Source organism: Streptomyces sp. NPDC088157, from assembly GCF_044741545.1.
Lineage (GTDB): Bacteria > Actinomycetota > Actinomycetes > Streptomycetales > Streptomycetaceae > Streptomyces.
The window spans coordinates 165,650-189,662 of the sequence record NZ_JBIUSU010000009.1 but is presented as its reverse complement, the minus strand read 5'-3'; the positions used below and the strand labels follow the sequence as shown (position 1 = coordinate 189,662).

General features: G+C 70.2%; 22 protein-coding genes. 13 read left to right on the top strand and 9 right to left on the bottom strand.

What is annotated here, in order from left to right; all coding sequences use genetic code 11:
- Positions 1 to 78 precede the first annotated feature (78 nt).
- The 7 genes from gap to ACIPFH_RS32820 all read left to right on the top strand — a co-directional run bounded on the left by gap (position 79) and on the right by ACIPFH_RS32820 (position 7,352).
- Positions 79 to 1,089: a type I glyceraldehyde-3-phosphate dehydrogenase gene (gap, locus tag ACIPFH_RS32850; protein ID WP_057580303.1), complete on the top strand. Its 1,011-nt coding sequence runs from the start codon at positions 79 to 81 to the stop codon at positions 1,087 to 1,089.
- 155 nt (positions 1,090 to 1,244) lie between these two features.
- Positions 1,245 to 2,456: a phosphoglycerate kinase gene (locus ACIPFH_RS32845; RefSeq protein ID WP_401832232.1), complete on the top strand. Its 1,212-nt coding sequence runs from the start codon at positions 1,245 to 1,247 to the stop codon at positions 2,454 to 2,456.
- Between the two features lie 6 nt (positions 2,457 to 2,462).
- On the top strand, positions 2,463 to 3,239 hold the full coding sequence (gene tpiA, locus ACIPFH_RS32840) for a triose-phosphate isomerase (RefSeq protein ID WP_401832230.1): 777 nt from the start codon (positions 2,463 to 2,465) through the stop codon (positions 3,237 to 3,239).
- A gap of 152 nt (positions 3,240 to 3,391) precedes the next feature.
- Positions 3,392 to 3,622 (top strand): preprotein translocase subunit SecG, encoded by a 231-nt coding sequence (secG, locus tag ACIPFH_RS32835; RefSeq protein WP_020131907.1) that lies wholly within the window; start codon positions 3,392 to 3,394, stop codon positions 3,620 to 3,622.
- A gap of 211 nt (positions 3,623 to 3,833) precedes the next feature.
- Positions 3,834 to 4,169: an RNA polymerase-binding protein RbpA gene (locus ACIPFH_RS32830; protein ID WP_006373288.1), complete on the top strand. Its 336-nt coding sequence runs from the start codon at positions 3,834 to 3,836 to the stop codon at positions 4,167 to 4,169.
- Positions 4,170 to 4,559: 390 nt separating this feature from the next.
- On the top strand, positions 4,560 to 6,245 hold the full coding sequence (pgi, locus tag ACIPFH_RS32825; RefSeq protein ID WP_401832227.1) for a glucose-6-phosphate isomerase: 1,686 nt from the start codon (positions 4,560 to 4,562) through the stop codon (positions 6,243 to 6,245).
- A 108-nt stretch (positions 6,246 to 6,353) separates the two neighbouring features.
- The gene (locus ACIPFH_RS32820; protein ID WP_401832225.1) at positions 6,354 to 7,352 is read left to right on the top strand and encodes a hypothetical protein; all 999 of its coding nucleotides are present in this window, start codon (positions 6,354 to 6,356) and stop codon (positions 7,350 to 7,352) included.
- Between the two features lie 30 nt (positions 7,353 to 7,382).
- On the opposite strand, the gene pgl is transcribed toward ACIPFH_RS32820, so the two are convergent.
- The 5 genes from pgl to tkt are packed head-to-tail and all read right to left on the bottom strand — an operon-like array spanning position 7,383 to position 14,058.
- A complete protein-coding gene (gene pgl / locus ACIPFH_RS32815) occupies positions 7,383 to 8,165 on the bottom strand; it encodes a 6-phosphogluconolactonase (protein WP_401832223.1) in 783 nt (260 codons plus the stop codon).
- Positions 8,162 to 9,295, bottom strand: a complete 1,134-nt coding sequence (opcA, locus tag ACIPFH_RS32810; protein WP_401832220.1) for a glucose-6-phosphate dehydrogenase assembly protein OpcA — start codon at positions 9,293 to 9,295, stop codon at positions 8,162 to 8,164. The genes pgl and opcA overlap by 4 nt, the downstream gene beginning before the upstream one ends.
- Positions 9,292 to 10,815 (bottom strand): glucose-6-phosphate dehydrogenase, encoded by a 1,524-nt coding sequence (zwf, locus tag ACIPFH_RS32805; RefSeq protein WP_401832634.1) that lies wholly within the window; start codon positions 10,813 to 10,815, stop codon positions 9,292 to 9,294. The genes opcA and zwf overlap by 4 nt, the downstream gene beginning before the upstream one ends.
- A gap of 3 nt (positions 10,816 to 10,818) precedes the next feature.
- Positions 10,819 to 11,937 (bottom strand): transaldolase, encoded by a 1,119-nt coding sequence (tal, locus tag ACIPFH_RS32800; protein ID WP_401832218.1) that lies wholly within the window; start codon positions 11,935 to 11,937, stop codon positions 10,819 to 10,821.
- A 33-nt stretch (positions 11,938 to 11,970) separates the two neighbouring features.
- Positions 11,971 to 14,058 (bottom strand): transketolase, encoded by a 2,088-nt coding sequence (tkt, locus tag ACIPFH_RS32795; protein WP_401832216.1) that lies wholly within the window; start codon positions 14,056 to 14,058, stop codon positions 11,971 to 11,973.
- 355 nt (positions 14,059 to 14,413) lie between these two features.
- On the opposite strand from tkt, the gene ACIPFH_RS32790 reads away from it, so the two are divergent.
- From ACIPFH_RS32790 to ACIPFH_RS32775, 4 genes are all read left to right on the top strand, one after another.
- Positions 14,414 to 15,394: a heme o synthase gene (locus ACIPFH_RS32790; RefSeq protein ID WP_401832214.1), complete on the top strand. Its 981-nt coding sequence runs from the start codon at positions 14,414 to 14,416 to the stop codon at positions 15,392 to 15,394.
- A 171-nt stretch (positions 15,395 to 15,565) separates the two neighbouring features.
- Positions 15,566 to 15,922: a hypothetical protein gene (locus ACIPFH_RS32785; RefSeq protein ID WP_401832213.1), complete on the top strand. Its 357-nt coding sequence runs from the start codon at positions 15,566 to 15,568 to the stop codon at positions 15,920 to 15,922.
- Between the two features lie 75 nt (positions 15,923 to 15,997).
- Complete coding sequence (locus ACIPFH_RS32780; protein WP_401832212.1) at positions 15,998 to 17,104, top strand: amidohydrolase family protein; 1,107 nt, start codon at positions 15,998 to 16,000, stop codon at positions 17,102 to 17,104.
- 18 nt (positions 17,105 to 17,122) lie between these two features.
- Positions 17,123 to 17,869, top strand: coding sequence for a nucleotidyltransferase (locus ACIPFH_RS32775; RefSeq protein WP_401832210.1), 747 nt, complete (start codon positions 17,123 to 17,125; stop codon positions 17,867 to 17,869).
- Between the two features lie 101 nt (positions 17,870 to 17,970).
- Here the strand turns inward: ACIPFH_RS32775 and ACIPFH_RS32770 are convergent, their stop codons facing one another.
- The 4 genes from ACIPFH_RS32770 to ACIPFH_RS32755 all read right to left on the bottom strand — a co-directional run bounded on the left by ACIPFH_RS32770 (position 17,971) and on the right by ACIPFH_RS32755 (position 21,660).
- A complete protein-coding gene (locus ACIPFH_RS32770) occupies positions 17,971 to 18,981 on the bottom strand; it encodes a COX15/CtaA family protein (RefSeq protein WP_356250727.1) in 1,011 nt (336 codons plus the stop codon).
- 66 nt (positions 18,982 to 19,047) lie between these two features.
- Positions 19,048 to 19,818 carry an ABC transporter permease gene (locus tag ACIPFH_RS32765; protein ID WP_401832208.1) on the bottom strand — a complete coding sequence of 257 codons (771 nt, stop codon included), beginning with the start codon at positions 19,816 to 19,818 and terminating at the stop codon, positions 19,048 to 19,050.
- Positions 19,818 to 20,738: an ABC transporter ATP-binding protein gene (locus ACIPFH_RS32760; RefSeq protein WP_401832205.1), complete on the bottom strand. Its 921-nt coding sequence runs from the start codon at positions 20,736 to 20,738 to the stop codon at positions 19,818 to 19,820. Before ACIPFH_RS32760 ends, ACIPFH_RS32765 begins: the two co-directional genes overlap by 1 nt.
- A 121-nt stretch (positions 20,739 to 20,859) precedes the next feature.
- Entirely contained in the window at positions 20,860 to 21,660 is an 801-nt protein-coding gene (locus ACIPFH_RS32755) for an aminoglycoside N(3)-acetyltransferase (protein ID WP_401832204.1), read from the bottom strand.
- A 182-nt stretch (positions 21,661 to 21,842) separates the two neighbouring features.
- On the opposite strand from ACIPFH_RS32755, the gene ACIPFH_RS32750 reads away from it, so the two are divergent.
- The gene (locus tag ACIPFH_RS32750) at positions 21,843 to 22,586 is read left to right on the top strand and encodes a helix-turn-helix transcriptional regulator (protein ID WP_401832201.1); all 744 of its coding nucleotides are present in this window, start codon (positions 21,843 to 21,845) and stop codon (positions 22,584 to 22,586) included.
- Positions 22,583 to 24,004, top strand: a complete 1,422-nt coding sequence (sufB, locus tag ACIPFH_RS32745) for a Fe-S cluster assembly protein SufB (protein WP_356250718.1) — start codon at positions 22,583 to 22,585, stop codon at positions 24,002 to 24,004. Before ACIPFH_RS32750 ends, sufB begins: the two co-directional genes overlap by 4 nt.
- The last annotated feature ends 9 nt before the right edge of the window (positions 24,005 to 24,013 follow it).

Below are 24,013 nucleotides of genomic sequence, written 5' to 3'. Positions count from 1 at the left end.
GGTCGGGGTTGGTCGGGGACATCCCAAATACAGCTCGCCGGCACCGCATAGCCGGCGTACCAACGAGGAGATCGGTTCGTGACGATCCGCGTAGGCATCAACGGCTTTGGCCGCATCGGTCGTAACTACTTCCGCGCGCTGCTGGAGCAGGGTGCTGACATCGAGATCGTGGCTGTCAACGACCTGGGTGACACCGCGACCACCGCACATCTGCTCAAGTACGACACCATCCTGGGCCGCCTCAAGGCCGAGGTGTCGCACACCGCCGACACGATCACCGTCGACGGTCACACCATCAAGGTGCTGTCCGAGCGCAACCCGGCGGACATCCCGTGGGGCGACCTGGGCGTCGACATCGTGATCGAGTCCACCGGCATCTTCACCAAGAAGGCCGACGCCGAGAAGCACATCGCCGGCGGCGCCAAGAAGGTCCTGATCTCGGCTCCGGCCAAGGACGAGGACATCACCATCGTGATGGGCGTCAACCAGGACAAGTACGACGCGGCCAACCACCACGTCATCTCCAACGCCTCCTGCACCACCAACTGTGTGGCGCCGATGGCCAAGGTCCTCGACGAGAACTTCGGCATCGTCAAGGGTCTGATGACGACGGTCCACGCGTACACCAACGACCAGCGCATCCTGGACTTCCCGCACTCGGACCTGCGTCGCGCCCGCGCCGCCGCCGAGAACATCATCCCGACCACCACGGGCGCCGCCAAGGCCACCGCGCTGGTCCTCCCGCAGCTCAAGGGCAAGCTCGACGGCATCGCCATGCGCGTGCCGGTCCCGACCGGCTCGGCCACCGACCTGGTCGTGACCCTCCAGCGCGAGGTGACCAAGGACGAGGTCAACGCCGCGTTCAAGAAGGCCTCCGAGGACGGCGACCTCAAGGGTTACCTGGCCTACACCGAGGACCCGATCGTCTCCTCGGACATCGTCAGCGACCCGGCCTCCTGCACCTTCGACTCCTCCCTGACCATGGTCCAGGAGGGCAACTCGGTGAAGATCCTCGGCTGGTACGACAACGAGTGGGGCTACTCCAACCGCCTCGTCGACCTCACGGTCTTCGTCGGCAATCAGCTCTGATCGTCGGATCAGGCACCTTGATGTGAGTGCAGGGCTCGGGCGGCGCAGGGACGCGCCGCCCGAGCCCTGACGCACGTACGGATCAGCCTTCTTCACGGTCGCCGGCGGTCACGAGCGATCACCGGCACCACGAGCCCTTCTCAGGAGCCCCCGTAATGAAGACGATCGACGAACTTCTCGCCGAAGGCGTCGCAGGCAAGCGGGTCTTCGTCCGCGCCGACCTCAACGTGCCGCTCGACGGCGGCACCATCACCGACGACGGCCGTATCCGCGCCGTCCTGCCGACCGTCAAGGCCCTCGCGGACGCGGGCGCCAGGGTGGTCGTCGCCTCGCACCTGGGCCGTCCCAAGGGTGCGCCGGACCCGGCCTTCTCCCTCGCTCCCGCCGCCGCGCGGCTGGGCGAACTCCTCGGTTCCGCCGTGGCCTTCGCCACCGACACGGTCGGCGAGTCCGCGCGGTCCACGGTCGGGGGCCTCACCGACGGCCAGGTCGCCGTCATCGAGAACCTGCGCTTCAACGCCGGGGAGACGTCCAAGGACGACGCCGAACGCGGCGCCTTCGCCGACCAGCTGGCACAGCTCGCCGACCTGTACGTGGGCGACGGCTTCGGTGCCGTGCACCGCAAGCACGCCTCGGTCTTCGACCTCCCGGCCCGTCTGCCGCACACCGCCGGCTACCTCATCGCCACCGAGGTCGCCGTCCTGAAGAAGCTCACCGAGGACGTCAAGCGGCCCTACGTCGTCGCCCTCGGCGGTTCCAAGGTCTCCGACAAACTCGCCGTCATCGACCAGCTGCTCGGTAAGGCGGACCGCCTCCTCATCGGCGGCGGCATGGTCTTCACCTTCCTCAAGGCCAAGGGGTACGAGGTCGGCGCGTCCCTTCTCCAGGAGGACCAGATCCCGGTCGTCCAGGAGTACATCGAGCGGGCCGAGAAGAACGGCGTCGAGCTGGTCCTTCCCGTCGACGTGCTGACCTCCACCGGGTTCCCGGACCTGAAGACCAAGGCGCCTTCGAACCCCCACACCGTCGCCGCGGACGCCATCCCCGCCGACCAGCTGGGCCTGGACATCGGTCCGGAGACCCGCAAGCTGTACGCCTCGAAGCTCGCCGACGCCGGCACCGTCTTCTGGAACGGCCCCATGGGCGTCTTCGAGCACCCCGACTACGCCGAGGGCACCAAGGCGGTCGCCCAGGCCCTCATCGACTCCCCGGCCTTCACGGTCGTCGGCGGCGGCGACTCCGCCGCGGCCGTCCGCATCCTGGGATTCGACGAGACGGCATTCGGCCACATCTCGACCGGCGGCGGCGCCTCCCTCGAATACCTCGAGGGCAAGACGCTCCCCGGTCTCGCCGCACTGGAGGACTGACCCCGCATGACCACTCGTACGCCGCTGATGGCGGGCAACTGGAAGATGAACCTCAACCACCTCGAGGCCATCGCCCACGTGCAGAAGCTCGCCTTCGCCCTGGCCGACAAGGACTACGAGGCCTGTGAGGTCGCCGTCCTGCCGCCCTTCACCGACCTGCGTTCCGTGCAGACCCTGGTCGACGGCGACAAGCTCAAGATCAAGTACGGCGCCCAGGACGTCTCGGCGCACGACTCCGGCGCCTACACCGGCGAGATCTCCGGTTCGATGCTGGCCAAACTCAAGTGCACGTACGTGGCCGTCGGCCACTCCGAGCGCCGCCAGTACCACCACGAGACCGACGCGGTCGTGAACGCCAAGGTGAAGGCCGCCTACAAGCACGGCCTGACGCCGATCCTGTGCGTCGGTGAGGAGCTGGAGGTCCGCGAGGCGGGCAATCACGTGACGCACACGCTCACCCAGGTCGAGGGTGGCCTCAAGGACGTCCCGGCCGAGCAGGCCGAGTCCGTCGTGATCGCCTACGAGCCCGTGTGGGCCATCGGCACCGGCAAGGTCTGCGGCGCCGAGGACGCGCAGGAGGTCTGCGCCGCCATCCGCGCCAAGATCGCCGAGCTCTACAGCCAGGATCTGGCCGACCAGGTCCGTATCCAGTACGGCGGCTCCGTGAAGTCCGGCAACGTCGCCGAGATCATGGCGCAGGCCGACATCGACGGCGCGCTGGTCGGCGGCGCCTCGCTGGACGCCGACGAGTTCGTCAAGATCGTGCGCTTCCGCGATCAGTGATCCGAACCGTGAGTATGCGGTAGGGACGATCCGTCGTACCCTTGCGGGGGCACAGCGCCACGCGGCGGAGCCGCACATGGACAACGACGCTGTGCCCCCGTTGTTCGTCCCAGTCGTTATCCGAATCCGAGGAAGTTGGTTCAGCCGTGGTTTTGGGGTTCTCGATCGCCCTGATCGTCTTCAGCCTGCTGCTGATGCTGCTGGTGCTGATGCACAAGGGGAAGGGCGGCGGCCTCTCCGACATGTTCGGCGGCGGCATGCAGTCCTCCGTCGGCGGCTCCTCGGTCGCCGAGCGCAACCTGGACCGCATCACCGTCGTGATCGGTCTGCTGTGGTTCGCCTGCATCATCGTTCTCGGCATCGTGATGAAGACGAACAGCTGATCAGCTTCGCACAGGCACGCACATTCCGGTACGTAACGCCCCATGTTCGGTACGCGCAGCTGAGCGCGGCCTATCATGGGGCTTGCGTCTTGGTGTGGAAGCTGTAACTCCAATCACTGGACGCGCGTTGGGCCTTACGTAGACTGAGGCGCTCGCAGTGAAGCGAAACGCCGACTCGCTTCGCGGCACCATCACGCAGGGAGTTACGACCGTGGCAAGTGGCAACGCGATCCGAGGAAGCCGGGTCGGGGCGGGGCCGATGGGCGAGGCCGAGCGGGGCGAGTCCGCGCCGCGTCTGCGCATCTCCTTCTGGTGCTCCAACGGACACGAGACGGTGCCCAGCTTCGCCAGCGACGCGCAGGTTCCCGACACCTGGGACTGCCCGCGCTGCGGCTTTCCCGCCGGGCAGGACCGGGACAACCCCCCGGCCCCGCCGCGCACCGAGCCCTACAAGACGCACCTCGCCTATGTGCGGGAGCGACGCAGCGACGCGGACGGCGAGGCGATCCTCGCCGAGGCGCTCGCCAAACTGCGAGGCGAGATCTAGCGACCGAGACCGGCCGGGTATCCGAGGGTGCCTGGCCGGACCTGTTTCCCGCACGGGCGGCTGTTCGCCGGCGGGCCGTGGACGCCGTACGCGGGCTGCTCGTCGCCGCCCGCGCGCTCCTCGCGGGCCCCGGCCATGCCTCCGTCCCCCTGCCGCTCTCCCCGCCTTCCCGCTGACCACCCTTCAGCCGCGCTCCGACGACGCCTCCACGGCCCTGCTCCTCGCACTCGCCGTCGCCGCGTTGATACCCGTGGGCAAGTCGGACGTACCTGTTGTCGCCCCGCACGACAGCGGCACGTCCGCTCACGTGCCGCGCTGATCAACTAGGTTGGAACCGGCGGGGCAAGCGTGCGCAGCACGGACAGATGAGGAAGAGGGCTGAAGTCCGACATGAACGCAGACGGCCGTACGAGGCTCAACCAGACGCCCGAGTGGACCGCTCTGGCCAAACACCGCGAGGAACTCGGCGGGGTACGGCTGCGGGAGCTGTTCGCCGCCGATCCCGGGCGCGGCGCCGGATACACGCTGCAGGTCGGTGACCTGCACATCGACTACTCCAAGCACCTCGTCACCGACGAGACGCTGCGGCACCTGCGCGAACTGGCAGCCGCCACCGACGTCTTCGGCCTCAGGGACGCCCTGTTCCGCGGCGAGAAGATCAACACCACCGAGGGCCGAGCCGTCCTGCACACCGCCCTGCGCGCCCCGCGCGACGCGGTGATCGAGGTCGACGGCGAGAACGTCGTCCCGGCGGTGCACGCCGTCCTCGACAAGATGGCGGGATTCGCCGAGCGGGTCCGCTCCGGCGCCTGGACCGGCCACACCGGCCGCCGTATCCGCAACGTGGTGAACATCGGCATCGGCGGCTCCGACCTGGGCCCGGCGATGGCCTACGAGGTGCTGCGCGGCTACACCGACCGCGACCTCACGGTCCGTTTCGTGTCGAACGTGGACGGCGCCGACCTGCACGAGGCCACCCGCGACCTGGACCCCGCGGAGACGCTGTTCATCATCGCGTCGAAGACCTTCACCACCATCGAGACGATCACCAACGCGACCTCGGCCCGCACCTGGCTGCTGGACGCCCTCGATGGGGGCGCCTCCCGCTCGAGCGAAGTCGAGGGTGGGGGACGGGCGGCCGTCGCCAAGCACTTCGTCGCGCTGTCGACGAACGCCGAGAAGGTCGCCGACTTCGGCATCGACACGGCCAACATGTTCGAGTTCTGGGACTGGGTCGGCGGCCGCTACTCCTATGACTCGGCGATCGGCCTGTCGCTGATGATCGCCATCGGCCCGGACCGCTTCCGCGAGATGCTCGACGGCTTCCATCTCGTCGACGAGCACTTCAGGACCGCGCCCGCCGAGTCCAACGTGCCGCTGCTGCTGGGCCTGTTGGGCATCTGGTACGGCAACTTCCACGACGCCCAGTCGCACGCCGTGCTGCCCTACAGCCACTACCTGTCCAAGTTCGCCGCCTATCTGCAGCAGCTGGACATGGAGTCCAACGGCAAGTCCGTCGACCGGGACGGCAGGGCGGTCGACTGGCAGACCGGCCCGATCGTCTGGGGCACGCCGGGCACCAACGGGCAGCACGCCTACTACCAGCTCATCCACCAGGGCACGAAGCTCATCCCGGCGGACTTCATCGGCTTCGCCGAGCCGGCCGCCGAGCTGAGCGAGGAGCTCAAGGCGCAGCACGACCTGCTCATGGCCAACTTCTTCGCCCAGACCCAGGCGCTGGCCTTCGGCAAGACGCCCGAGGAGGTGCGTGCGGAGGGCGTGCCCGAGGAACTGGTGGCCCACAAGACGTTCAAGGGCGACCACCCCACGACCACGATCCTCGCCCGTGAGCTGACCCCCTCGGTCCTCGGCCAGCTCGTCGCGCTCTACGAGCACAAGGTGTTCGTGCAGGGCGCGGTGTGGAACATCGACTCCTTCGACCAGTGGGGAGTGGAGCTCGGCAAGGTGCTCGCCAAGCGCGTCGAACCCGCACTGACCGAGGGCGCCGAGGTCCCCGGTCTGGACGCGTCCACCAAGGCCCTCGTCGCCAAGTACCGGGAGCTGCGCGGCCGGTAGCGGTCACCGCAGGAGACAAGCGGGAAGCGGGAAGCGGGCGGCGCGTGGCCGTCCGCTTCCCGTAGACTCCCCGGCGATCATGAGGACGAGCGCTCGGGGGAGAGCAACGTGACCGGTGCACGCAGGAGTTGGACCGACGGCTCGCTGACCGTCCGCTCCTTTCTGAAGCCCTATCGGGTGGCTTCGGCGGTGTTCCATCCGGTGTGGATACCGGAGGCGCTCGATCCGACGGTGGAACGGCTCAAGCGCGGCAGGGTCATCGCCGGGGCGGTGGCGGCCCTCGGCGTCTACACCTTCGTGCAGGGCGGTTTCGCCTTCGAGGAGATGCTGGAGAACACGGTGATCGCCTCCGCCGTGCTGTTCGTCCTCACCCCTGTGACGGTCGGCGTGATGCTCTTGGTCTGGCGGCGCACCGGTACCGTCCGGCAGCTGAGGACGCCGCTGGTCGACTCGCTCAAGCTGCTGCTGCTCTTCGTCGGCTGTGTCCTCGCCACGGTGGGGATCTTCCAGGCGAGCGAGAGGTTCGGGCTGGTGCCGAGGTTGCTGCTCTATCTCGTGGGCCTCTGGATGGCCGTCCTGCTGATCGCCGGCGCCGTCCGGCTCTCGGGGAACTTCTTCGGTTCCGCAGCGGTGCACCGCTGCCTGCCGCCGCTGCTCGCCACGGTGACGGCCTGGCTGATGGCCGTCCCCGACCTGTTCACCGGTGATCTGCACGGCCTGAGCCTCACCCTGGGCATCGTCTTCATCCTGGGCGCACCGGTGACGGTCACAGGGCTCGCGCTGCTCGAGATGCGCCGCCTCAAGCAGCGCTACGGCATCCGGCTGACGGCTCATCCGGCCACCCTGCCACCGACGCCCGTGGGGGAGCCGCCCCAGGTGCCCCCGCAGGTGCCGCAGCAGGGACATCCGTACGGACAGCAGCACGGACACCCGTACGCACCGGGCCCGGGGCAGTCGTACCCCCAGGGCAATCCGTATCTCCAGGGCAACCCGTACCCCCAGGGCAACCCGTACCAGCAGGGCGCGACCGTGCCGCACGCCCCGTCGCCGCGGCATCCGTACGATTCCCACGGGTCCCACAACGGGCAGAACCCGTACGGCGGTTGACCGTACGGGTTCTGTGCGGGCGTTGATCGGTCAGGCGGACGCCGGAGGGTACAGCGACCTCGGGAGCCGGGAGGCCGCCGCCGAGTCCAGGAGCCACAGGGTGCGCGACCTGCCACGGGCTCCCGCCGCCGGGGCCTGGATCTCGCCCGCGCCGGACAGGGCGATCGCCGCGGCCTGTGCCTTGTCCTCGCCGGCCGCCAGCAGCCACACCTCACGGGCCGCCCGGATCGCCGGGAGGGTGAGGGTGACCCGGGTCGGCGGGGGCTTGGGCGCGCCCCGGACGCCGACCACCGTCCGCTCGGTCTCCCGCACGGCCGGCAGCTCCGGGAAGAGCGAGGCCACGTGGGTGTCCGGGCCGACGCCCAGCATCAGGACGTCGAAGGCGGGCACGGTGCCATGGTTCTCCGGGCCGGCCGCGCGGGCCAGCTCCTCGGCGTAGGCGGCCGCTGCCGCCTCCACGTCGGCGCCGTACGGACCGTCCGACGCGGGCATGGCGTGCACGCGCTTCGGGTCCACGGGGACGGAGTCCAGCAGGGCCTCACGGGCCTGCGTGACGTTGCGCTCGGGGTCGCCCTCGGGCACGAAGCGCTCGTCGCCCCACCACAGGTCGAGCCGGGACCAGTCGACGGCGTCACGGGCGGGCGCGGCGGCCAGCGCGGCCAGCAGGCCGTTGCCGTTGCGGCCGCCCGTGAGGACCACGGACGCCTGGCCCCGGGAGGCCTGGGCGTCCACGATCTTCGTGATGAGGCGGGCCGCGGCGGCCTGCGCCATCAGTTCCTTGTCGTGGTGCACGACCAGCTGCGGAGTGCTCACTGCGGCTCCGCTTTCCTGACCGGCGGCATCTGGGCCGGAGACGGCCGGTCGGTGTCGCCGGGACCCGGCGGGGCGGTGGGCGGCAGAGCCGGCTCGGAGTCGCGGCCGGCGGCCGCCGGGTCCGCCACCGTACGGACCGGGAGGGACGGCGGGGGATGGGAAGCGGCCTCGGCCCGCTCCGCCACCCGCTCCGCGGCCGACTGGATGCCGCCCAGCCGGTCCACGCCGAACCGCAGGGCCGACGCGTACGTGTCGTCGGGGTCGAGCCGGCGCAGTTCCTCCGCGAGCAGCTCGGACGTCTCGCGGCGCTTGAGCGCCACCGCGCGGTCCGGCTGGCCGGGCAGCGCCAGGGTGGCCATCGCCCCGTCCGACCGGTGCAGCGTGATCGGGCCGCCGGTCGTCTCCATCCGGACCTGGGTCAGACCGGGACCGGCCGAGACCGCGCGCCGGACGTGCACATGGAGCCGGTCGGCGAGCCACATGGCGAGCAGTTCGACGCTCGGGTTGGACTCCTCGCCCGCCACTTCGGCGGAGACGATCTCGCAGCTGACCTGGTCGAGGGCGGCGGCCAGCATCGAGCGCCACGGGGTGATCCGGGCCCAGGACAGGTCGGTGTCGCCGGGCTCGTAGCTCTCGGCTCGCGCCCGCAGCTCGTTGATGGGCTTCTCGGCCGCGTAGCTGTCGGTGACCCGGCGCTGGCCCAGGGCGCCCAGCGGGTCGCCCGCCGGGTCGCGCGGCGCGTCCACCGACCACCAGACCACCACCGGGGCGTCCGGCAGCAGCAGCGGCAGCACGACGGACTGGGCGTGGTCGGAGACCTCGCCGTACAGCCGGAGGATCACGGTCTCGCCGCTGCCCGCGTCCGCGCCCAGCCGTACCTCTGCGTCGAGGCGGGACTGGGTGCGGCCCCGGGGGGAGCGCGAGACGCGCTTGATGACCACGAGCGTGCGCGAGGGGTGCTCGCGCGACGCGTCGTTGGCGGCCTTCAGGGCGTCGTAGGCGTTCTCCTCGTCCGTGACGACGACGAGGGTGAGCACCATGCCGACGGCGGGTGTGCCTATCGCGCGGCGGCCCTGCACCAGCGCCTTGTTGATCTTGCTGGCAGTGGTGTCCGTGAGGTCTGTCTTCATGGCCGGCGCCAGCTCCGTCCGTCTCGCTCGAGCATCTGGTCGGCCTCGACGGGCCCCCACGTGCCCGAGGGGTACTGTGCGGGCTTGCCGTTCTTGTCCCAGTACTGCTCGATCGGGTCGAGGATCTTCCAGGACAGCTCCACCTCTTCCGTGCGGGGGAAGAGGTTCGAGTCGCCCAGCAGCACGTCGAGGATGAGGCGCTCGTACGCCTCCGGGCTGGACTCCGTGAAGGACTCGCCGTAGGCGAAGTCCATCGACACGTCCCGGATCTCCATGGAGGTGCCGGGCACCTTGGAGCCGAAGCGGACCGTGATGCCCTCGTCCGGCTGGACGCGGATGACGATCGCGTTGGCGCCGAGCTCCTCGGTGGCAGTGGAGTCGAAGGGGGAGTGCGGGGCCCGCTGGAAGACGACCGCGATCTCGGTGACCCGCCGGCCGAGGCGCTTGCCGGTGCGCAGGTAGAAGGGGACGCCCGCCCAGCGGCGGTTGTCGACCTCCAGCTTGACGGCCGCGTAGGTGTCGGTCTTCGACTTGGGGTCGATGCCGTCCTCTTCGAGGTAGCCGACGGCCTTCTCGCCACCCTGCCACCCGGCCGCGTACTGACCGCGCACGGTGGCGCGGCCCAGGTCCTTCGGCAGCCGCACGGCGCCGAGCACCTTGGTCTTCTCGGCGGCCAGCGCGTCGGCGTCGAAGGAGGCGGGCTCCTCCATGGCGGTGAGGGCCATGAGCTGGAGCAGGTGGTTCTGGATGACGTCACGGGCGGCGCCGATGCCGTCGTAGTAGCCGGCCCGGCCGCCGATGCCGATGTCCTCGGCCATGGTGATCTGCACGTGGTCCACGAAGGACCGGTTCCAGATCGGCTCGAACATGGTGTTGGCGAAGCGGAGCGCCAGGATGTTCTGGACGGTCTCCTTGCCGAGGTAGTGGTCGATGCGGAAGACCTGGTCCGACCCGAAGACCTCGTGGACGACCTTGTTGAGCTCCTCGGCCGAGGCGAGGTCGTGGCCGAAGGGCTTCTCGATGACCGCGCGTCGCCAGGAGCCGTTGTTCTGATCGGCCAGCCCGTGCTTCTTCAGCTGCTGGATCACCACCGGGAACGAACGCGGCGGCACGGAGAGGTAGAAGGCGAAGTTGCCGCCCGTGCCCTGCGCCTTGTCGAGTTCCTCGATCGTGGCCCGGAGGCGCTCGAACGCGTCGTCGTCGTCGAAGGTGCCCTGCACGAAGCGCATGCCCTGGACGAGCTGCTGCCAGACCTCCTCGCGGAAGGGCGTGCGGGCGTGCTCCCTGACGGCGTCGTGGACCTCCTGCGCGAAGTCCTCGTGCTCCCACTCCCGGCGCGCGAAGCCCACCAGTGAGAAGCCCGGCGGCAGCAGACCCCGGTTGGCGAGGTCGTACACGGCGGGCATGAGCTTCTTCCGGGACAAATCGCCCGTGACGCCGAAGATGACCAGGCCCGACGGCCCCGCGATACGCGGGAGCCGTCGGTCGGCGGGGTCACGCAGCGGGTTGCTGCTCGACAGAGTTCAGCCCTCCGAGGGGGCGAGGCGCTGGAGCTCCGCCTCGGTCGACTTGAGCAGGTCGTTCCAGGACGACTCGAACTTGTCCACGCCCTCGTCCTCGAGGAGCTGGACCACCTCGTCGTAGGAGATGCCGAGCTTCTCGACGGCGTCGATCTCGGCGCGGGCCTGCTCGTAGGTGCCGGCGACGGTGTTGCCGGTGATCGCGCCGTGGTCCTCGGCGGCGAACAGGGTCGCCTCCGGCATGGTGTTCACCGTGTTCGGTGCCACCAGGTCGTCCACGTACAGGGTGTCCTTGTAGGCGGGGTCCTTCACACCGGTGGAGGCCCACAGCGGACGCTGCTTGTTGGCGCCCGCCTTCTCCAGCGCGGCCCAGCGCTCGCCGGCGAAGACCTCCTCGTACGCCTGGTAGGCGAGCCGGGCGTTGGCGAGGCCGGCCTTGCCGCGGGCGGCCTTGGCCTCTTCGGTGCCGAGCGCGTCGAGCCGCTTGTCGATCTCGGTGTCCACGCGGGACACGAAGAAGGACGCCACGGAGTGGATCTTCGACAGGTCCAGGCCGCGCTCCTTGGCCTGCTCCAGGCCGGCCAGGTAGGCGTCCATGACCTGGCGGTAGCGCTCCAGCGAGAAGATCAGCGTGACGTTGACGCTGATGCCCAGGCCGATGACCTCGGTGATGGCCGGCAGGCCGCCCATCGTGGCCGGGATCTTGATCAGCGTGTTGGGACGGTCGACCAGCCAAGCCAGCTGCTTGGCCTCGGCGACCGTCGGCTTCGTGTGGTGGGCCAGGCGCGGGTCGACCTCGATGGACACCCGGCCGTCCTGGCCGCCGGTGGCGTCGAAGACCGGGCGCAGGATGTCGGCGGCGTCGCGGACGTCCGCCGTCGTGATCATGCGGATGGCCTCTTCGACGGTGACCTTGCGGGCGGCGAGGTCCGACAGCTGCTGGTCGTAGCCGTCGCCCTGAGAGATCGCCTTCTGGAAGATCGAAGGATTGGTGGTGACGCCCACGACGTGCTGCTGGTCGATCAGTTCGGCGAGGTTGCCGGACGTGATCCGCTTGCGCGACAGGTCGTCCAGCCAGATCGCGACGCCTTCTTCGGAGAGGCGCTTGAGTGCGTCTGTCATGGAATTACATCTCCTACGTGTCGTATGTGAGCGTCAGCGCTGGGCGGCGGCGATGGATTCCCGGGCCTTCGCGGCCACGTTCTCGGCAGTGAAGCCGTACTCCTGGAAGAGGACCTTGCCGTCGGCGGAAGCACCGAAGTGCTCCAGGGAAACGATGCGGCCGGCGTCCCCGACGTACTTGTGCCAGGTGAGACCGATACCGGCCTCGACCGAGACCCGGGCCTTGACGGACGGGGGCAGAACGCTGTCCCGGTACCCCTGGTCCTGCTCCTCGAACCACTCCACGGACGGCATGGACACCACACGCGTGGGCACACCGTCGGCTTCCAGTCGCTCGCGCGCCTCGACGGCGACGTGCACCTCGGAGCCGGTCGCGATGAGGAGCACCTCCGGCGTCCCCGTGGAGGCCTCGAACAGCACGTAGCCGCCCTTGGCGGCGTTCTCGTCGGGCTCGTACGTCGGCACGCCCTGGCGGGTGAGGACCAGCCCGTGCGGGGCGCCCTTGCCGAAGACCTTCGTCCAGCGCTTGAGGATCTCGCGCCAGGCGATCGCGGTCTCGTTGGCGTCGGCCGGGCGGACGACGTTCAGGCCCGGGATCGCGCGCAGCGACGCGAGGTGCTCGACCGGCTGGTGCGTCGGGCCGTCCTCGCCGAGGCCGACGGAGTCGTGCGTCCACACGTACGTCACCGGCACGTGCATGAGGGCGGACAGACGTACGGCGTTGCGCATGTAGTCGGAGAACACGAGGAACGTGCCGCCGTAGATGCGCGTGTTGCCGTGCAGGGCGATGCCGTTCATCTCCGCGGCCATGGAGTGCTCGCGGATACCGAAGTGCACGGTGCGGCCGTACGGGCTCGCCTCCGGCAGCGGGTTGTCCGCGGGGAGGAACGACGACGTCTTGTCGATCGTCGTGTTGTTGGAGCCCGCGAGGTCGGCGGAGCCGCCCCACAGCTCGGGGATGACCGAGCCGAGCGCCTGGAGCACCTTGCCGGACGCGGCACGGGTGGCGACACCCTTGCCGGGCTCGAAGACCGGGAGCTTCTCCTCCCAGCCGGTGGGCAGCTCGCCCGCGGCGACGCGCTCGAACTCGGCGGCGCGGTCGGGGTTGTTGTCCCGCCACTGCTGGAAGGACTTCTCCCACACGGCGCGGGCCGCCTGGCCGCGCTCGAGGGCGCCCCGGGTGTGGCCGATGACCTCGTCCGCGACCTCGAAGGACTTCTCCGGGTCGAAGCCGAGGACGCGCTTGGTGGCCGCGACCTCGTCGTCGCCGAGCGCCGAGCCGTGGGCGGCCTCGGTGTTCTGCGCGTTCGGGGCGGGCCAGGCGATGATCGAGCGCATCGCGATGAAGGACGGCTTGTCCGTCACCTGCTTCGCGGCCTCGATCGCGTCGTAGAGGGCGTGCGGGTCCAGGTCGCCGTCCGGCTTGGGGGCGACCCGTTGCACGTGCCAGCCGTACGCCTCGTACCGCTTGACCGTGTCCTCGGAGACGGCCGTCTCGGTGTCGCCCTCGATCGAGATGTGGTTGTCGTCCCACAGCAGGATCAGGTTGCCGAGCTTCTGGTGGCCGGCCAGCGAGGACGCCTCGGCGGAGATGCCCTCCTGGAGGCAGCCGTCACCGGCGATCGCGTAGACGAAGTGGTCGAACGGCGACTCGCCGACCGGGGCGTCCGGGTCGAACAGACCGCGCTCGTAGCGGGCGGCCATGGCCATGCCGACGGCGTTCGCGACGCCCTGACCCAGCGGGCCGGTCGTCGTCTCGACGCCCGTGGTGTGGCCGTACTCCGGGTGACCCGGGGTCTTCGAACCCCACGTACGGAACGACTTCAGGTCGTCCAGCTCCAGGCCGAAGCCGGCCAGGTACAGCTGGGTGTAGAGGGTCAGGGACGAGTGGCCCGCGGACAGCACGAAGCGGTCGCGGCCGACCCAGTCGGCGTCCGCCGGGTCGTGCCGCATCACCTTCTGGAAGAGGGTGTACGCGGCAGGCGCCAGGCTCATCGCCGTACCGGGATGGCCGTTGCCGACCTTCTGTACGGCGTCGGCGGCCAGGACGCGGGCGGTGTCCACCGCCCGCTGGTCCAACTCGGTCCACTCGAGGTCTGTGGTGGTCGGCTTGGTGCTCACCCTGGGTCAGGGCTCCTCTCCACATGTCACGCATGTCGAATGCCGGTGCACGCGGCGCCCACCGGCCGTTGTCGAGCCTACCCCCGTGAGAACGTGCATTTTTTCGAGTCGTTCCAGACTGCCGGGAGTCGTGGTCGTCCGCCTCCCGACCGGTGTGTTCCCTGTTCGGCAAGTGAATACGGAGGCGCTCGTACGAGTGCTCAACAGAGTGCCTTCCGGCTCTTCCGCGGGTGCTGTCCAACACGACCCCACCCCCGCGAATGCCGGGGTCTGGGCAACGTCTACAGTGGCGTGGTACGCGCGAGCCTTTACGGGGAGTTCACACCTGCGGGCTTGCTGGGAGTCTCTGTCAGGGGTGTGCGTGACGGCCGTTGAATCCCGTCCTGGGGGTACCTCCCAGGCCCTTAAGGCTCTGGGGGAGGGGATTATCGGGGCGAGCCAGAGCCGGCGACCGTTCGGCGCCCGGGTCAAGGCGTTCGTGGCGCTGACCAAGCCGCGGATCATCGAGCTGCTGCTGATCACCACCGTCCCGGTGATGTTCCTGGCGCAGCAGGGCGTTCCGGACCTCGGCCTGGTGGTCCTGACCTGCCTCGGCGGATACCTCTCCGCGGGCGGCGCCAACGCGCTGAACATGTACATCGACCGTGACATCGACGCGCTGATGGACCGCACCTCGCAGCGTCCGCTGGTCACCGGGATGGTGAGCCCGCGTGAATGCCTCGCCTTCGGCATCACCCTCGCGGTGGTCTCGACACTCCTGTTCGGTCTGACCGTCAACTGGCTGTCCGCCTGGCTCGCCCTCGGCGCGCTCCTCTTCTACGTCGTCGTCTACACGATGATCCTCAAGCGGCGTACCTCGCAGAACATCGTGTGGGGCGGCATCGCCGGCTGCATGCCGGTCCTGATCGGCTGGTCGGCCGTGACGGACTCGGTGTCCTGGGCGCCGGTCGTCCTCTTCCTCGTCATGTTCTTCTGGACCCCGCCGCACTACTGGCCGCTGTCCATGAAGGTCAAGGACGACTACGCGCGCGTGGGCGTGCCGATGCTGCCGGTCGTCGCCTCCAACAAGACCGTCGCCAGGCAGATCGTCCTGTACAGCTGGGTGATGGTCGCCGTCTCGCTGCTGCTGACCCCGCTGGGCTACACCGGGTGGTTCTACACCTCGGTCGCGCTGGTGGCGGGCGGCTGGTGGCTGTGGGAGGCGCACGCGCTGCAGAGCCGCGCGAAGGCCGAGGCCACGGGCGGGAAGCTGAAGGAGATGCGGCTGTTCCACTGGTCCATCACCTATGTCTCGCTGCTGTTCGTGGCGGTCGCGGTGGACCCCTTCCTGCGCTGAGCCCCGCCGCGTTCCGGCCCCTGCCGGGTTTCGGCCCCCGGCCCCTTCCTCCGCCGGGTCCCCTCAGGACGGCTCGGTACGCCTCATCACGGCTGAACGGCCGGGGTGCGTGGTCAAGGCCACGCACCCCGGCCGTCGCCGTTCGATCTACCCGTCGGTAGCATCCTGGCCATGGCAGACACCAAGCAGGTTGACGAGACCGCCGACGCCAAGCGGGCCGCGAAGGCCGAGCGCAGGGCGGCCCGGCTGGCCAAGCAGATCAGCGCCTTCGCCAAGGAGCACGGCGGGGCCGAGGGCCAGGTCGCGTACCTCGGCGAGCGCGGCGCCCGCATCGTCCTCGTCGGCGAGGACGGCGGCTGGGGCGATCTGGTGGCCCCCTCGGTCGCCATCGCCGAGAACGCGGTCGGGAAGGCCGGCATCACCGTCCACGAGGCCTTCGACGGCGAGTTCGCGGCGAAGGTGAAGACGGGGCCGTACGAGTGGACGCGGATGGCCGGGATCCAGGTCGGCGGACCGAAGAACGGCTGAGCAGCAACAACCTGACACCCCGGTCACCCGTTAGGACCCGTAGAAACGACGTGGTCCATCTCCCGGGGAGTCCGGATGATCGAAACGCCGTCCTTGGTGGACCAGTACTGCCACGGCGTCCTGAGAACGGAGCTGGGTCTCGGCACCTTCGAGGCCCAGCTGGCCCGTACCGAGGGCCCGCCGGCCCCGGGTACGACGCTCTTCGACACCCAGACGGGGTTCGCGGTACGCCGCTGGTGCCCCCCGCTGCTCGGTCTGGAACCGCATGCGCCGCCCGCCCGTTATCTCGCCCGGCGTCGTGAACTCGGCGTACTGGAAACGGGCCGCCGGCTGCTGCGCGGCAGTGGCATCACGATGTATCTGGTCGACACGGGTCTGCCCGGCGACCTCACCGGGCCGGACGAGCTCGCCTCGGCCGCCGCCGCCGAGGCGCGGGAGATCGTGCGCCTGGAACTCCTCGCCGAACAGGTCGCCGACACCTCCGGCACCGTCGAGTCCTTCCTCGCCAACCTCGCCGAGTCGGTCCACGGGGCCGCCGCGAACGCCGTGGCGTTCACCTCCGTCGCGGGGGTCAGGCACGGTCTCGCCCTCGCGCCCGAGCCGCCCGGGCCGGGCGAGGTGCGGGGCGCGGCGAGCCGCTGGCTGGCCACGCGCAGGGTCGGTGGCGAGCTGTTCGACCCGGTGCTGCTGCGGCACCTGCTGTGGATCGCCGTCGCCTCGGGGCTGCCCCTGCAACTGCACGCCGGACTCGGCGAGCCGGGAGCGCGCATCGACCGTACCGATCCGGTCCTGCTGACGGACTTCGTGCGGGCGACGGCCGGCCTCGGCACCGACCTCGTCCTGCTGCACGGCTACCCCTACCACCGCCATGCCGCCCACCTGGCGGGCGTCTTCCCGCACGTGTACGCCGACTCGGGCGCCGCGCTCGTACGGACCGGCGCCCGAGCGGCGACGATCCTCGCGGAGATCCTGGAGCTGGCCCCCTTCGGCAAGATCCTGTTCTCCAGCGGGGCCCGGGGCCTGCCCGAGCTGCACGTGGTCGGGGCACGGCTGTTCCGCGAGGCCCTCGCGCGGGTGCTCGGCGCCTGGGTCGCCGAGGGCGCGTGGTCGGCCGGGGACGCGCAACGGGTGGCGGGACTGATCGCCGCGGGCAACGCGCGCCGGGTGTACGGGCTGGGCTGAGGTGACGAGACTGGGCGCATGACCAGCCCCACGGAACACTTACTGGACCGTTTCCTCGCCGGACTCCCCGCTCTGGAGCCCGTCGCCGTCTGGGCCCACGGCTCGCTCGCCGGGGGCGACTACCAGGAGGGCCGCAGCGACCTGGACCTCATCGCGGTCCTGGCGGGGCCCCTCACACCGCGCGCCGTGTGGGCCCTGGCCCGGCTGCACGCCCGCCTGCGCGGTGAGCCGCTCGCCCCGCTGCTGCACTGCACCTATCTCACCCCCGGCACGGCGGCCGGTCCGGAGCGGCGGCACCTCACCTGGGCGCACAGTCGGCTGTTCCGGCGCACGGTCACCCCGGTGACCCGACGCGAACTGCTCGATTTCGGGCGGGTGCTGCACGGGAAGCCGCCCGGCGCCCTCCTCCCGCCCGTGCCGGACCGCGAGCTCGGCGACTTCGTCGTCCGCGACCAGCGGGACTTCTGGCGGCCGGCCGTCGACAAGGCCCACCTATGGCGCCAGGACGTCTGGGTCGATCTCGGGCTGCTGACCTTCGCCCGGGCGACGGTGACCGTGCGGGACGGCCGTCTGATCTCCAAGCGCCAGGCCCTCGACGAACTGCCCACGCTGGGGGCGCCGAAGGAGGTCGTGGCGGACATCGCGCGGCGCCGCTACGACGAGGGGGGCGGCCCGGCCGACGAACGCTGGCCGACCCGCCGTGCCGAGCTGACCCGGGACTACCTGGGACCCGCGATCGACGGGCTGGTCACCGCGTACGCGTGACCTGTGCGCCTGTACGACTCGCACGTGTGCTCGTACGGGTGTGCTCGTACGGGTGTGCTCGTACGGGTGTCACTCGTCCGCCTGTGACATCCGCGCGTGGGTCACGCGCGGGTGCCGACCGTGGCCTCCGCCGCGGGGCCCGGCAGGTCGATCGTCGTCTCGGGGCGCTCGCGCAGCGCCAGCAGCACGCGCAGCACCGCGATCCACACCAGGCAGGAGCCGAGCATGTGCAGGCCGACGAGGGCCTCGGGAAGGTCCGTGAAGTACTGGACGTAGCCGATGACGCCCTGCCCGAGGAGCACCAGGAACAGGTCGCGGGTACGGTCCAGCGGGTTCTTCGGCGCGTCCACCGCCTTGAGGATGAACCACAGGGCGAAGGTCAGCGTCACCACGATCCAGGCGAGCACGGCGTGCAGCTTGGCGACCGTCTCCCAGTCCAGCGGCATCCGCTCGACCTCGCTGGAGTCGCCGGCGTGCGGGCCCGCGCCGGTCACCACCGTGCCGACCGCGATCAGCAGCGTCGAGGCGGCGACCAGGAACCACACCAGCTGCTGCACGGGCTTGCCCACCAGCGGGCGGGGCTCCCCGTCACCCTCCTCGGCGCGCTGCCACATCACCGCGGCGACCGCGATCAGCGCCGAGGCGGCGAGGAAGTGCGCCGCGACCGTGTACGGGTTGAGGCCGACGAGCACCACGATCCCGCCGAGCACCGCGTTGCTCATGACCAGCCAGAACTGCGCCCAGCCCAGCCGGGTCAGGCTCCGCCGGTACGGCTTCTCGGAACGCGCGGCGATGATCGCCCAGCCGACGGCCGCGCACAGCACGTACGTCAGCATGCGGTTGCCGAACTCGATGGCGCCGTGGAAGCCCATCGCGCCGGTGGCGGTGAGCGAGTCGTCGGTGCACTTGGGCCAGGTCGGGCAGCCCAGACCGGAGCCCGTGAGCCGTACGGCACCACCGGTGACCACGATGACCACCGACATCACGAGCGCGGACAGGGCCGCCCGCCGGACCGTCCGGCGGGTGGGGGTCCAGCGCGCGGCGATGAAGGCGAGGGGGTTGCGCACGGCGGCTACGACGTCGGCGCGAGTCACGTTTGGCACGTGTCCCATCGTAGGCGGCCGCTTGTGCACGCATTCACGAGGGTCCCCCGTGTCCGAGCGTCCGGCTGCTCCCGGTCACTCCCAGCGGAAGAACCGGCCGGCCGCCGCGAGCCCCACCACCGCCCAGACCGCCAGGATCCCCAGGTCGCCCCAGGGCATGCCCGCGCCGTGCTGGAGCACGTCCCGCAGGCCGTCCGAGAGGGCCGAGACGGGCAGCAGGCCGAGGACGTCCTGGGCGCCGGACGGGAACCTGTCGAGCGGCACGATCACCCCGCCGCCCACCAGCAGCAGCAGGAAGACCAGGTTGGCCGCGGCCAGCGTCGCCTCCGCCTTCAGGGTGCCCGCCATCAGCAGGCCGAGGCCCGAGAAGGCGGCCGTGCCCAGGACCAGGAGCAGCAGGACGGCCCCCGGATTGCCGTGCGGGTTCCAGCCCAGGGCGAAGGCGATCGCGGTCAGGAGGAGCACCTGGAGGATCTCCGTGACCAGGACCGACAGCGTCTTCGCCGTCATCAGGCCCCAGCGCGGCAGAGGAGAGGAGGCGAGCCGCTTCAGCACCCCGTAGCGGCGTTCGAAGCCGGTGGCGATGGCCTGGCCGGTGAAGGCCGTCGACATGACGGCGAGCGCGAGGATGCCGGGAGTGAGGAAGTCCACGGCCTCGCCCGCGCCGGTGTCGACGATGTTCACGCTGCTGAACAGCACCAGCAGGAGGGTGGGGATCACGGCGGTGAGCAGCAGTTGCTCGCCGTTGCGCAGGAGCATCTTCGTCTCCAGCGCCGCCTGGGTCCCGATCATGCGGCGGAGCGGGGCCGCGCCGGGCCGGGGGGTGTAGGTACCCGTGGCGGTCATCAGCGCAACTCCTTGCCGGTCATTTCGAGAAAGACGTCCTCCAGGGTGTGCCGTTCGACCGAGATCCGGTCCGGCATCACCCCGTGCTGGGCGCACCACGAGGTGACCGTCGCCAGCAGCTGCGGGTCGACCTTGCCCATCACCCGGTAGGAGCCCGGAGTCAGCTCGGCGGCGGAGCTGTCGGCGGGCAGTGCCTTGAGCAGGGAGCCCACGTCGAGGCCGGGGCGGCCGGTGAACCGCAGGGTGTTCTCCGCGCCGCCGCGGCACAGCTCCTCGGGGGAGCCCTGGGCGATGACCCGGCCCGCGTCGATGATCGCGACGTCGTCGGCGAGCTGCTCGGCCTCGTCCATGTAGTGGGTGGTCAGGATGACCGAGACGCCGTCCGCTCGCAGGTCCCGTACGAGTTCCCAGGTGGCGCGGCGGGCCTGCGGGTCGAGGCCGGCCGTCGGCTCGTCCAGGAAGACCAGCTCGGGCCGGCCGACGACGGCCATGGCGAGCGCGAGGCGCTGCTGCTGGCCGCCGGAGAGGCGGCGGTACGTCGTCCGGCCGCAGGAGCCGAGGCCGAGACGCTCGACGAGGGCGTCGACGTCCAGGGGGTGGGCGTGCAGCCCGGCCATGTGGCGGAGCATCTCGTCGGCCCGCGCACCGGAGTAGACGCCCCCCGACTGGAGCATCACGCCGATCCGGGGGCGCAGGTCGGAGCCCTGTCTCAGCGGGTCGAGGCCGAGGACGCGCACCGTACCGGAGTCCGGCCTGCGGTACCCCTCGCAGGTCTCGACGGTGGTCGTCTTGCCGGCGCCGTTGGGTCCGAGGACGGCGGTGATGCCCGCCCGCGCCGTCAGATGGAGGCCGTCCACCGCGGTCTTCGTCCCGTACCGCTTCACCAGGGCCTCGACCCTGACGACAGGCTCACTTCGCATGGCTCAAGAGTCTAGGTTCGCGGGCCGGGGTTCAGCCGTGGGGGTCCCCGCCGGAGCGGAGCCGGGACTGGGGGAGAGAGCGGGAACGGGCCACGTGCGACGGCTTCCGGGGCCGGCGGAGTCAGATCTCGTCCTCGCGGGACCGGTGCAGCGGCAGCCATCGCTCGGCGTAGGCCACGGCGTCCGCGACCGGGAACAGCCGCACGTCGGCCGCGCCGACCCTGCCCCGTACGACGTCACGGTCGCGTTCGAAGTCGTGGCCCAGCTCGTCGAAGCGGTCGGAGTCGATGGACACCTCGGTCAGGGTCTCCCACGTCCCGCCGTGCCCCGGCCGGCCCACCTCGACGAGCGGCGCCGGGATCCGGTACTCGGCCAGGTGGAAGCTGGTGCAGGTGGCGTAGCCGGCGCCGAGGAGCAGGACCCGGGCCCCCGCCTTCTCCAGCCGGGCCAGCGGGCTGCGTTCGCCGAGCCGGCAGTCGGGTGCGTGGCCCTCGACCAGCTCCGCCGCCCGCGCCCCGAGCGCCGCGAACGAGGTCTGCGGGTGGGCGCTGCGCAGGGTGCCGGGCCAGGTGCGGACCGTCTCCGGGATCACGCCCACGCCCATGGCGGGGGTGATCAGGGGGTCGTAGGCGGGCATGGCCGCCCGGATCCGCTCCCACCACTGCGCGGGGACCGGCGGATTGCTCCACAGGGCGGGGTCGGACAGGTCGCCGGACTGGGTGGGGACGACGAGTGTGCCGTGCGGACCGAGCACGTCGAGCAGTCCCCGCACGACCGTGACGGGACCTCCGCAGACCCAGCCGAGCGAACTGAGCGAGGAGTGGACGAGGAGGATTTCTCCTGGTTCGACACCCAGGGCGCGGAGCTCCGCCGCAAGGGTGTCGCGGGTGACAAGTGGGCCGGTGGGAGCGGGTATGGGCATGGTTCGGCAGTGTCCTGGACGGGGGCTGCGCGGACCAGTCCTTTTCTTGCCGGTCCGCTCCCGCTGATCGATCAAAGATCGTTTCCGCAGGTCATATTAGGTTTACCTAAGTGACACAGGGCACCGCCCGGCGATCCGGGCACGGCTTGCCTGCCTCTGAGGAATTACGCAACAATGGCGTTGTGAAAAACGTCGGCGAGACTCGGGAGGCCCCCACGGGGACCCCCCAGGAGGAGATCGCGACCGGTGAGCGCTCGACGCGCAACCGGGTCGCGCGCTCCATCCTGGACCACGGGCCGTCGACCGTCGCCGAGCTGGCCGGGCGGCTGCGCCTCACCCAGGCCGCCGTGCGCCGCCACCTCGACGCACTGGTCGCCGACGACGTCGTGGAGGCACGCGAGCAGCGGGTGTACGGAGCGCGGACGCGCGGACGCCCCGCGAAGGTCTTCGTCCTCACCGACTGCGGGCGCGACGCCTTCGACCAGTCCTACGACAAGCTCGCCGCGGACGCCCTGCGCTGGATCCAGGAACGCTTCGGCGGGGACGAGGCCGTCGTCGCCTTCGCCCGCGCGCGCATCGTCGAACAGGCCGCCGGGTACCGCCAGGCGATCGAGGCCGCCGCGCCCGAAGAGCGGACGGAAGCCCTGGCCAAGGCCCTGAGCGCGGACGGGTACGCTGCTACGGCGCGCAGCGCACCGGTCGGCGAGCAGCTGTGCCAGCACCACTGCCCCGTCGCTCACGTCGCGGAGAAGTTCCCGCAGCTCTGCGAGGCGGAGACCGAGATCTTCTCCCAGTTGCTCGGAACACACGTCCAGCGACTGGCGACCATCGCCCACGGCGACGGCGTCTGCACGACGTTCATCCCCAGAGTTTCCACAGCCACCCACAACGCATCCACAAGCACGGCCGGGAGGAACCCCGCATGACTCTCCCCACGGAGACTGCCCACCCCGAACTCGAGGGCCTGGGTAAGTACGAATACGGCTGGGCCGACTCCGACACGGCCGGCGCCTCTGCGAAGCGCGGCATCAACGAGGACGTCGTCCGGGACATCTCCGCGAAGAAGTCCGAGCCGGAGTGGATGACGAAGCTCCGCCTCAAGGGCCTCAGGCTCTTCGCGAAGAAGCCCATGCCGAACTGGGGCTCGGACCTGTCGGGCATCGACTTCGACAACATCAAGTACTTCGTGCGCTCCACCGAGAAGCAGGCGGAGTCCTGGGAGGACCTGCCCGAGGACATCAAGAACACGTACGACAGGCTCGGCATCCCGGAGGCGGAGAAGCAGCGCCTCGTCGCGGGTGTCGCGGCCCAGTACGAGTCCGAGGTCGTCTACCACCAGATCCGCGAGGACCTGGAGGAGCAGGGCGTCATCTTCCTCGACACCGACACCGCGCTGAAGGAGCACCCGGAGCTCTTCAAGGAGTACTTCGGCACCGTCATCCCGGTCGGCGACAACAAGTTCGCGTCGCTGAACACCGCGGTGTGGTCCGGCGGCTCCTTCATCTACGTGCCGAAGGGCGTGCACGTGGAGATCCCGCTCCAGGCCTACTTCCGCATCAACACGGAGAACATGGGCCAGTTCGAGCGGACCCTGATCATCGTCGACGAGGGCGCCTACGTGCACTACGTCGAGGGTTGTACGGCCCCGATCTACAAGTCGGACTCGCTGCACAGCGCCGTGGTCGAGATCATCGTCAAGAAGAACGCCCGCTGCCGCTACACGACCATCCAGAACTGGTCGAACAACGTCTACAACCTGGTCACCAAGCGCGCCGTGGCGTACGAGGGCGCGACCATGGAGTGGATCGACGGCAACATCGGCTCCAAGGTGACGATGAAGTACCCGGCCGTCTACCTGATGGGCGAGCACGCCAAGGGCGAGACCCTCTCCATCGCCTTCGCGGGCGAGGGCCAGCACCAGGACGCCGGCTCCAAGATGGTCCACATGGCGCCGAACACCTCGTCCAACATCGTGTCGAAGTCCGTGGCGCGCGGTGGCGGCCGGACGTCCTACCGCGGTCTCGTCGAGATCGGCGAGGGCGCCCACGGCTCCAAGTCCAACGTGCTGTGCGACGCGCTGCTCGTCGACACCATCTCCCGCTCCGACACGTACCCCTACGTGGACGTCCGCGAGGACGACGTGTCCATGGGCCACGAGGCCACCGTTTCCAAGGTCAGCGACGACCAGCTCTTCTACCTGATGAGCCGGGGCATGACCGAGTTCGAGGCCATGGCGATGATCGTGCGCGGCTTCGTCGAGCCGATCGCGAAGGAACTCCCCATGGAGTACGCGCTCGAACTCAACCGGCTGATCGAGCTGCAGATGGAAGGCGCGGTCGGCTGAGCCCCCGCC

Coding starts and splice junctions, on each gene's coding strand:
- ACIPFH_RS32845 (WP_401832232.1), top strand. CDS start 1,245: ATGAAGACGATCGACGAACTTCTCGCCGAAGGCGTCGCAGGCAAGCGG.
- tpiA (WP_401832230.1), top strand. CDS start 2,463: ATGACCACTCGTACGCCGCTGATGGCGGGCAACTGGAAGATGAACCTC.
- pgi (WP_401832227.1), top strand. CDS start 4,560: ATGAACGCAGACGGCCGTACGAGGCTCAACCAGACGCCCGAGTGGACC.
- opcA (WP_401832220.1), bottom strand. CDS start 9,295: ATGAAGACAGACCTCACGGACACCACTGCCAGCAAGATCAACAAGGCG.
- tal (WP_401832218.1), bottom strand. CDS start 11,937: ATGACAGACGCACTCAAGCGCCTCTCCGAAGAAGGCGTCGCGATCTGG.
- ACIPFH_RS32785 (WP_401832213.1), top strand. CDS start 15,566: ATGGCAGACACCAAGCAGGTTGACGAGACCGCCGACGCCAAGCGGGCC.
- ACIPFH_RS32780 (WP_401832212.1), top strand. CDS start 15,998: ATGATCGAAACGCCGTCCTTGGTGGACCAGTACTGCCACGGCGTCCTG.
- ACIPFH_RS32775 (WP_401832210.1), top strand. CDS start 17,123: ATGACCAGCCCCACGGAACACTTACTGGACCGTTTCCTCGCCGGACTC.
- ACIPFH_RS32770 (WP_356250727.1), bottom strand. CDS start 18,981: ATGGGACACGTGCCAAACGTGACTCGCGCCGACGTCGTAGCCGCCGTG.
- ACIPFH_RS32765 (WP_401832208.1), bottom strand. CDS start 19,818: ATGACCGCCACGGGTACCTACACCCCCCGGCCCGGCGCGGCCCCGCTC.
- ACIPFH_RS32760 (WP_401832205.1), bottom strand. CDS start 20,738: ATGCGAAGTGAGCCTGTCGTCAGGGTCGAGGCCCTGGTGAAGCGGTAC.
- ACIPFH_RS32755 (WP_401832204.1), bottom strand. CDS start 21,660: ATGCCCATACCCGCTCCCACCGGCCCACTTGTCACCCGCGACACCCTT.
- sufB (WP_356250718.1), top strand. CDS start 22,583: ATGACTCTCCCCACGGAGACTGCCCACCCCGAACTCGAGGGCCTGGGT.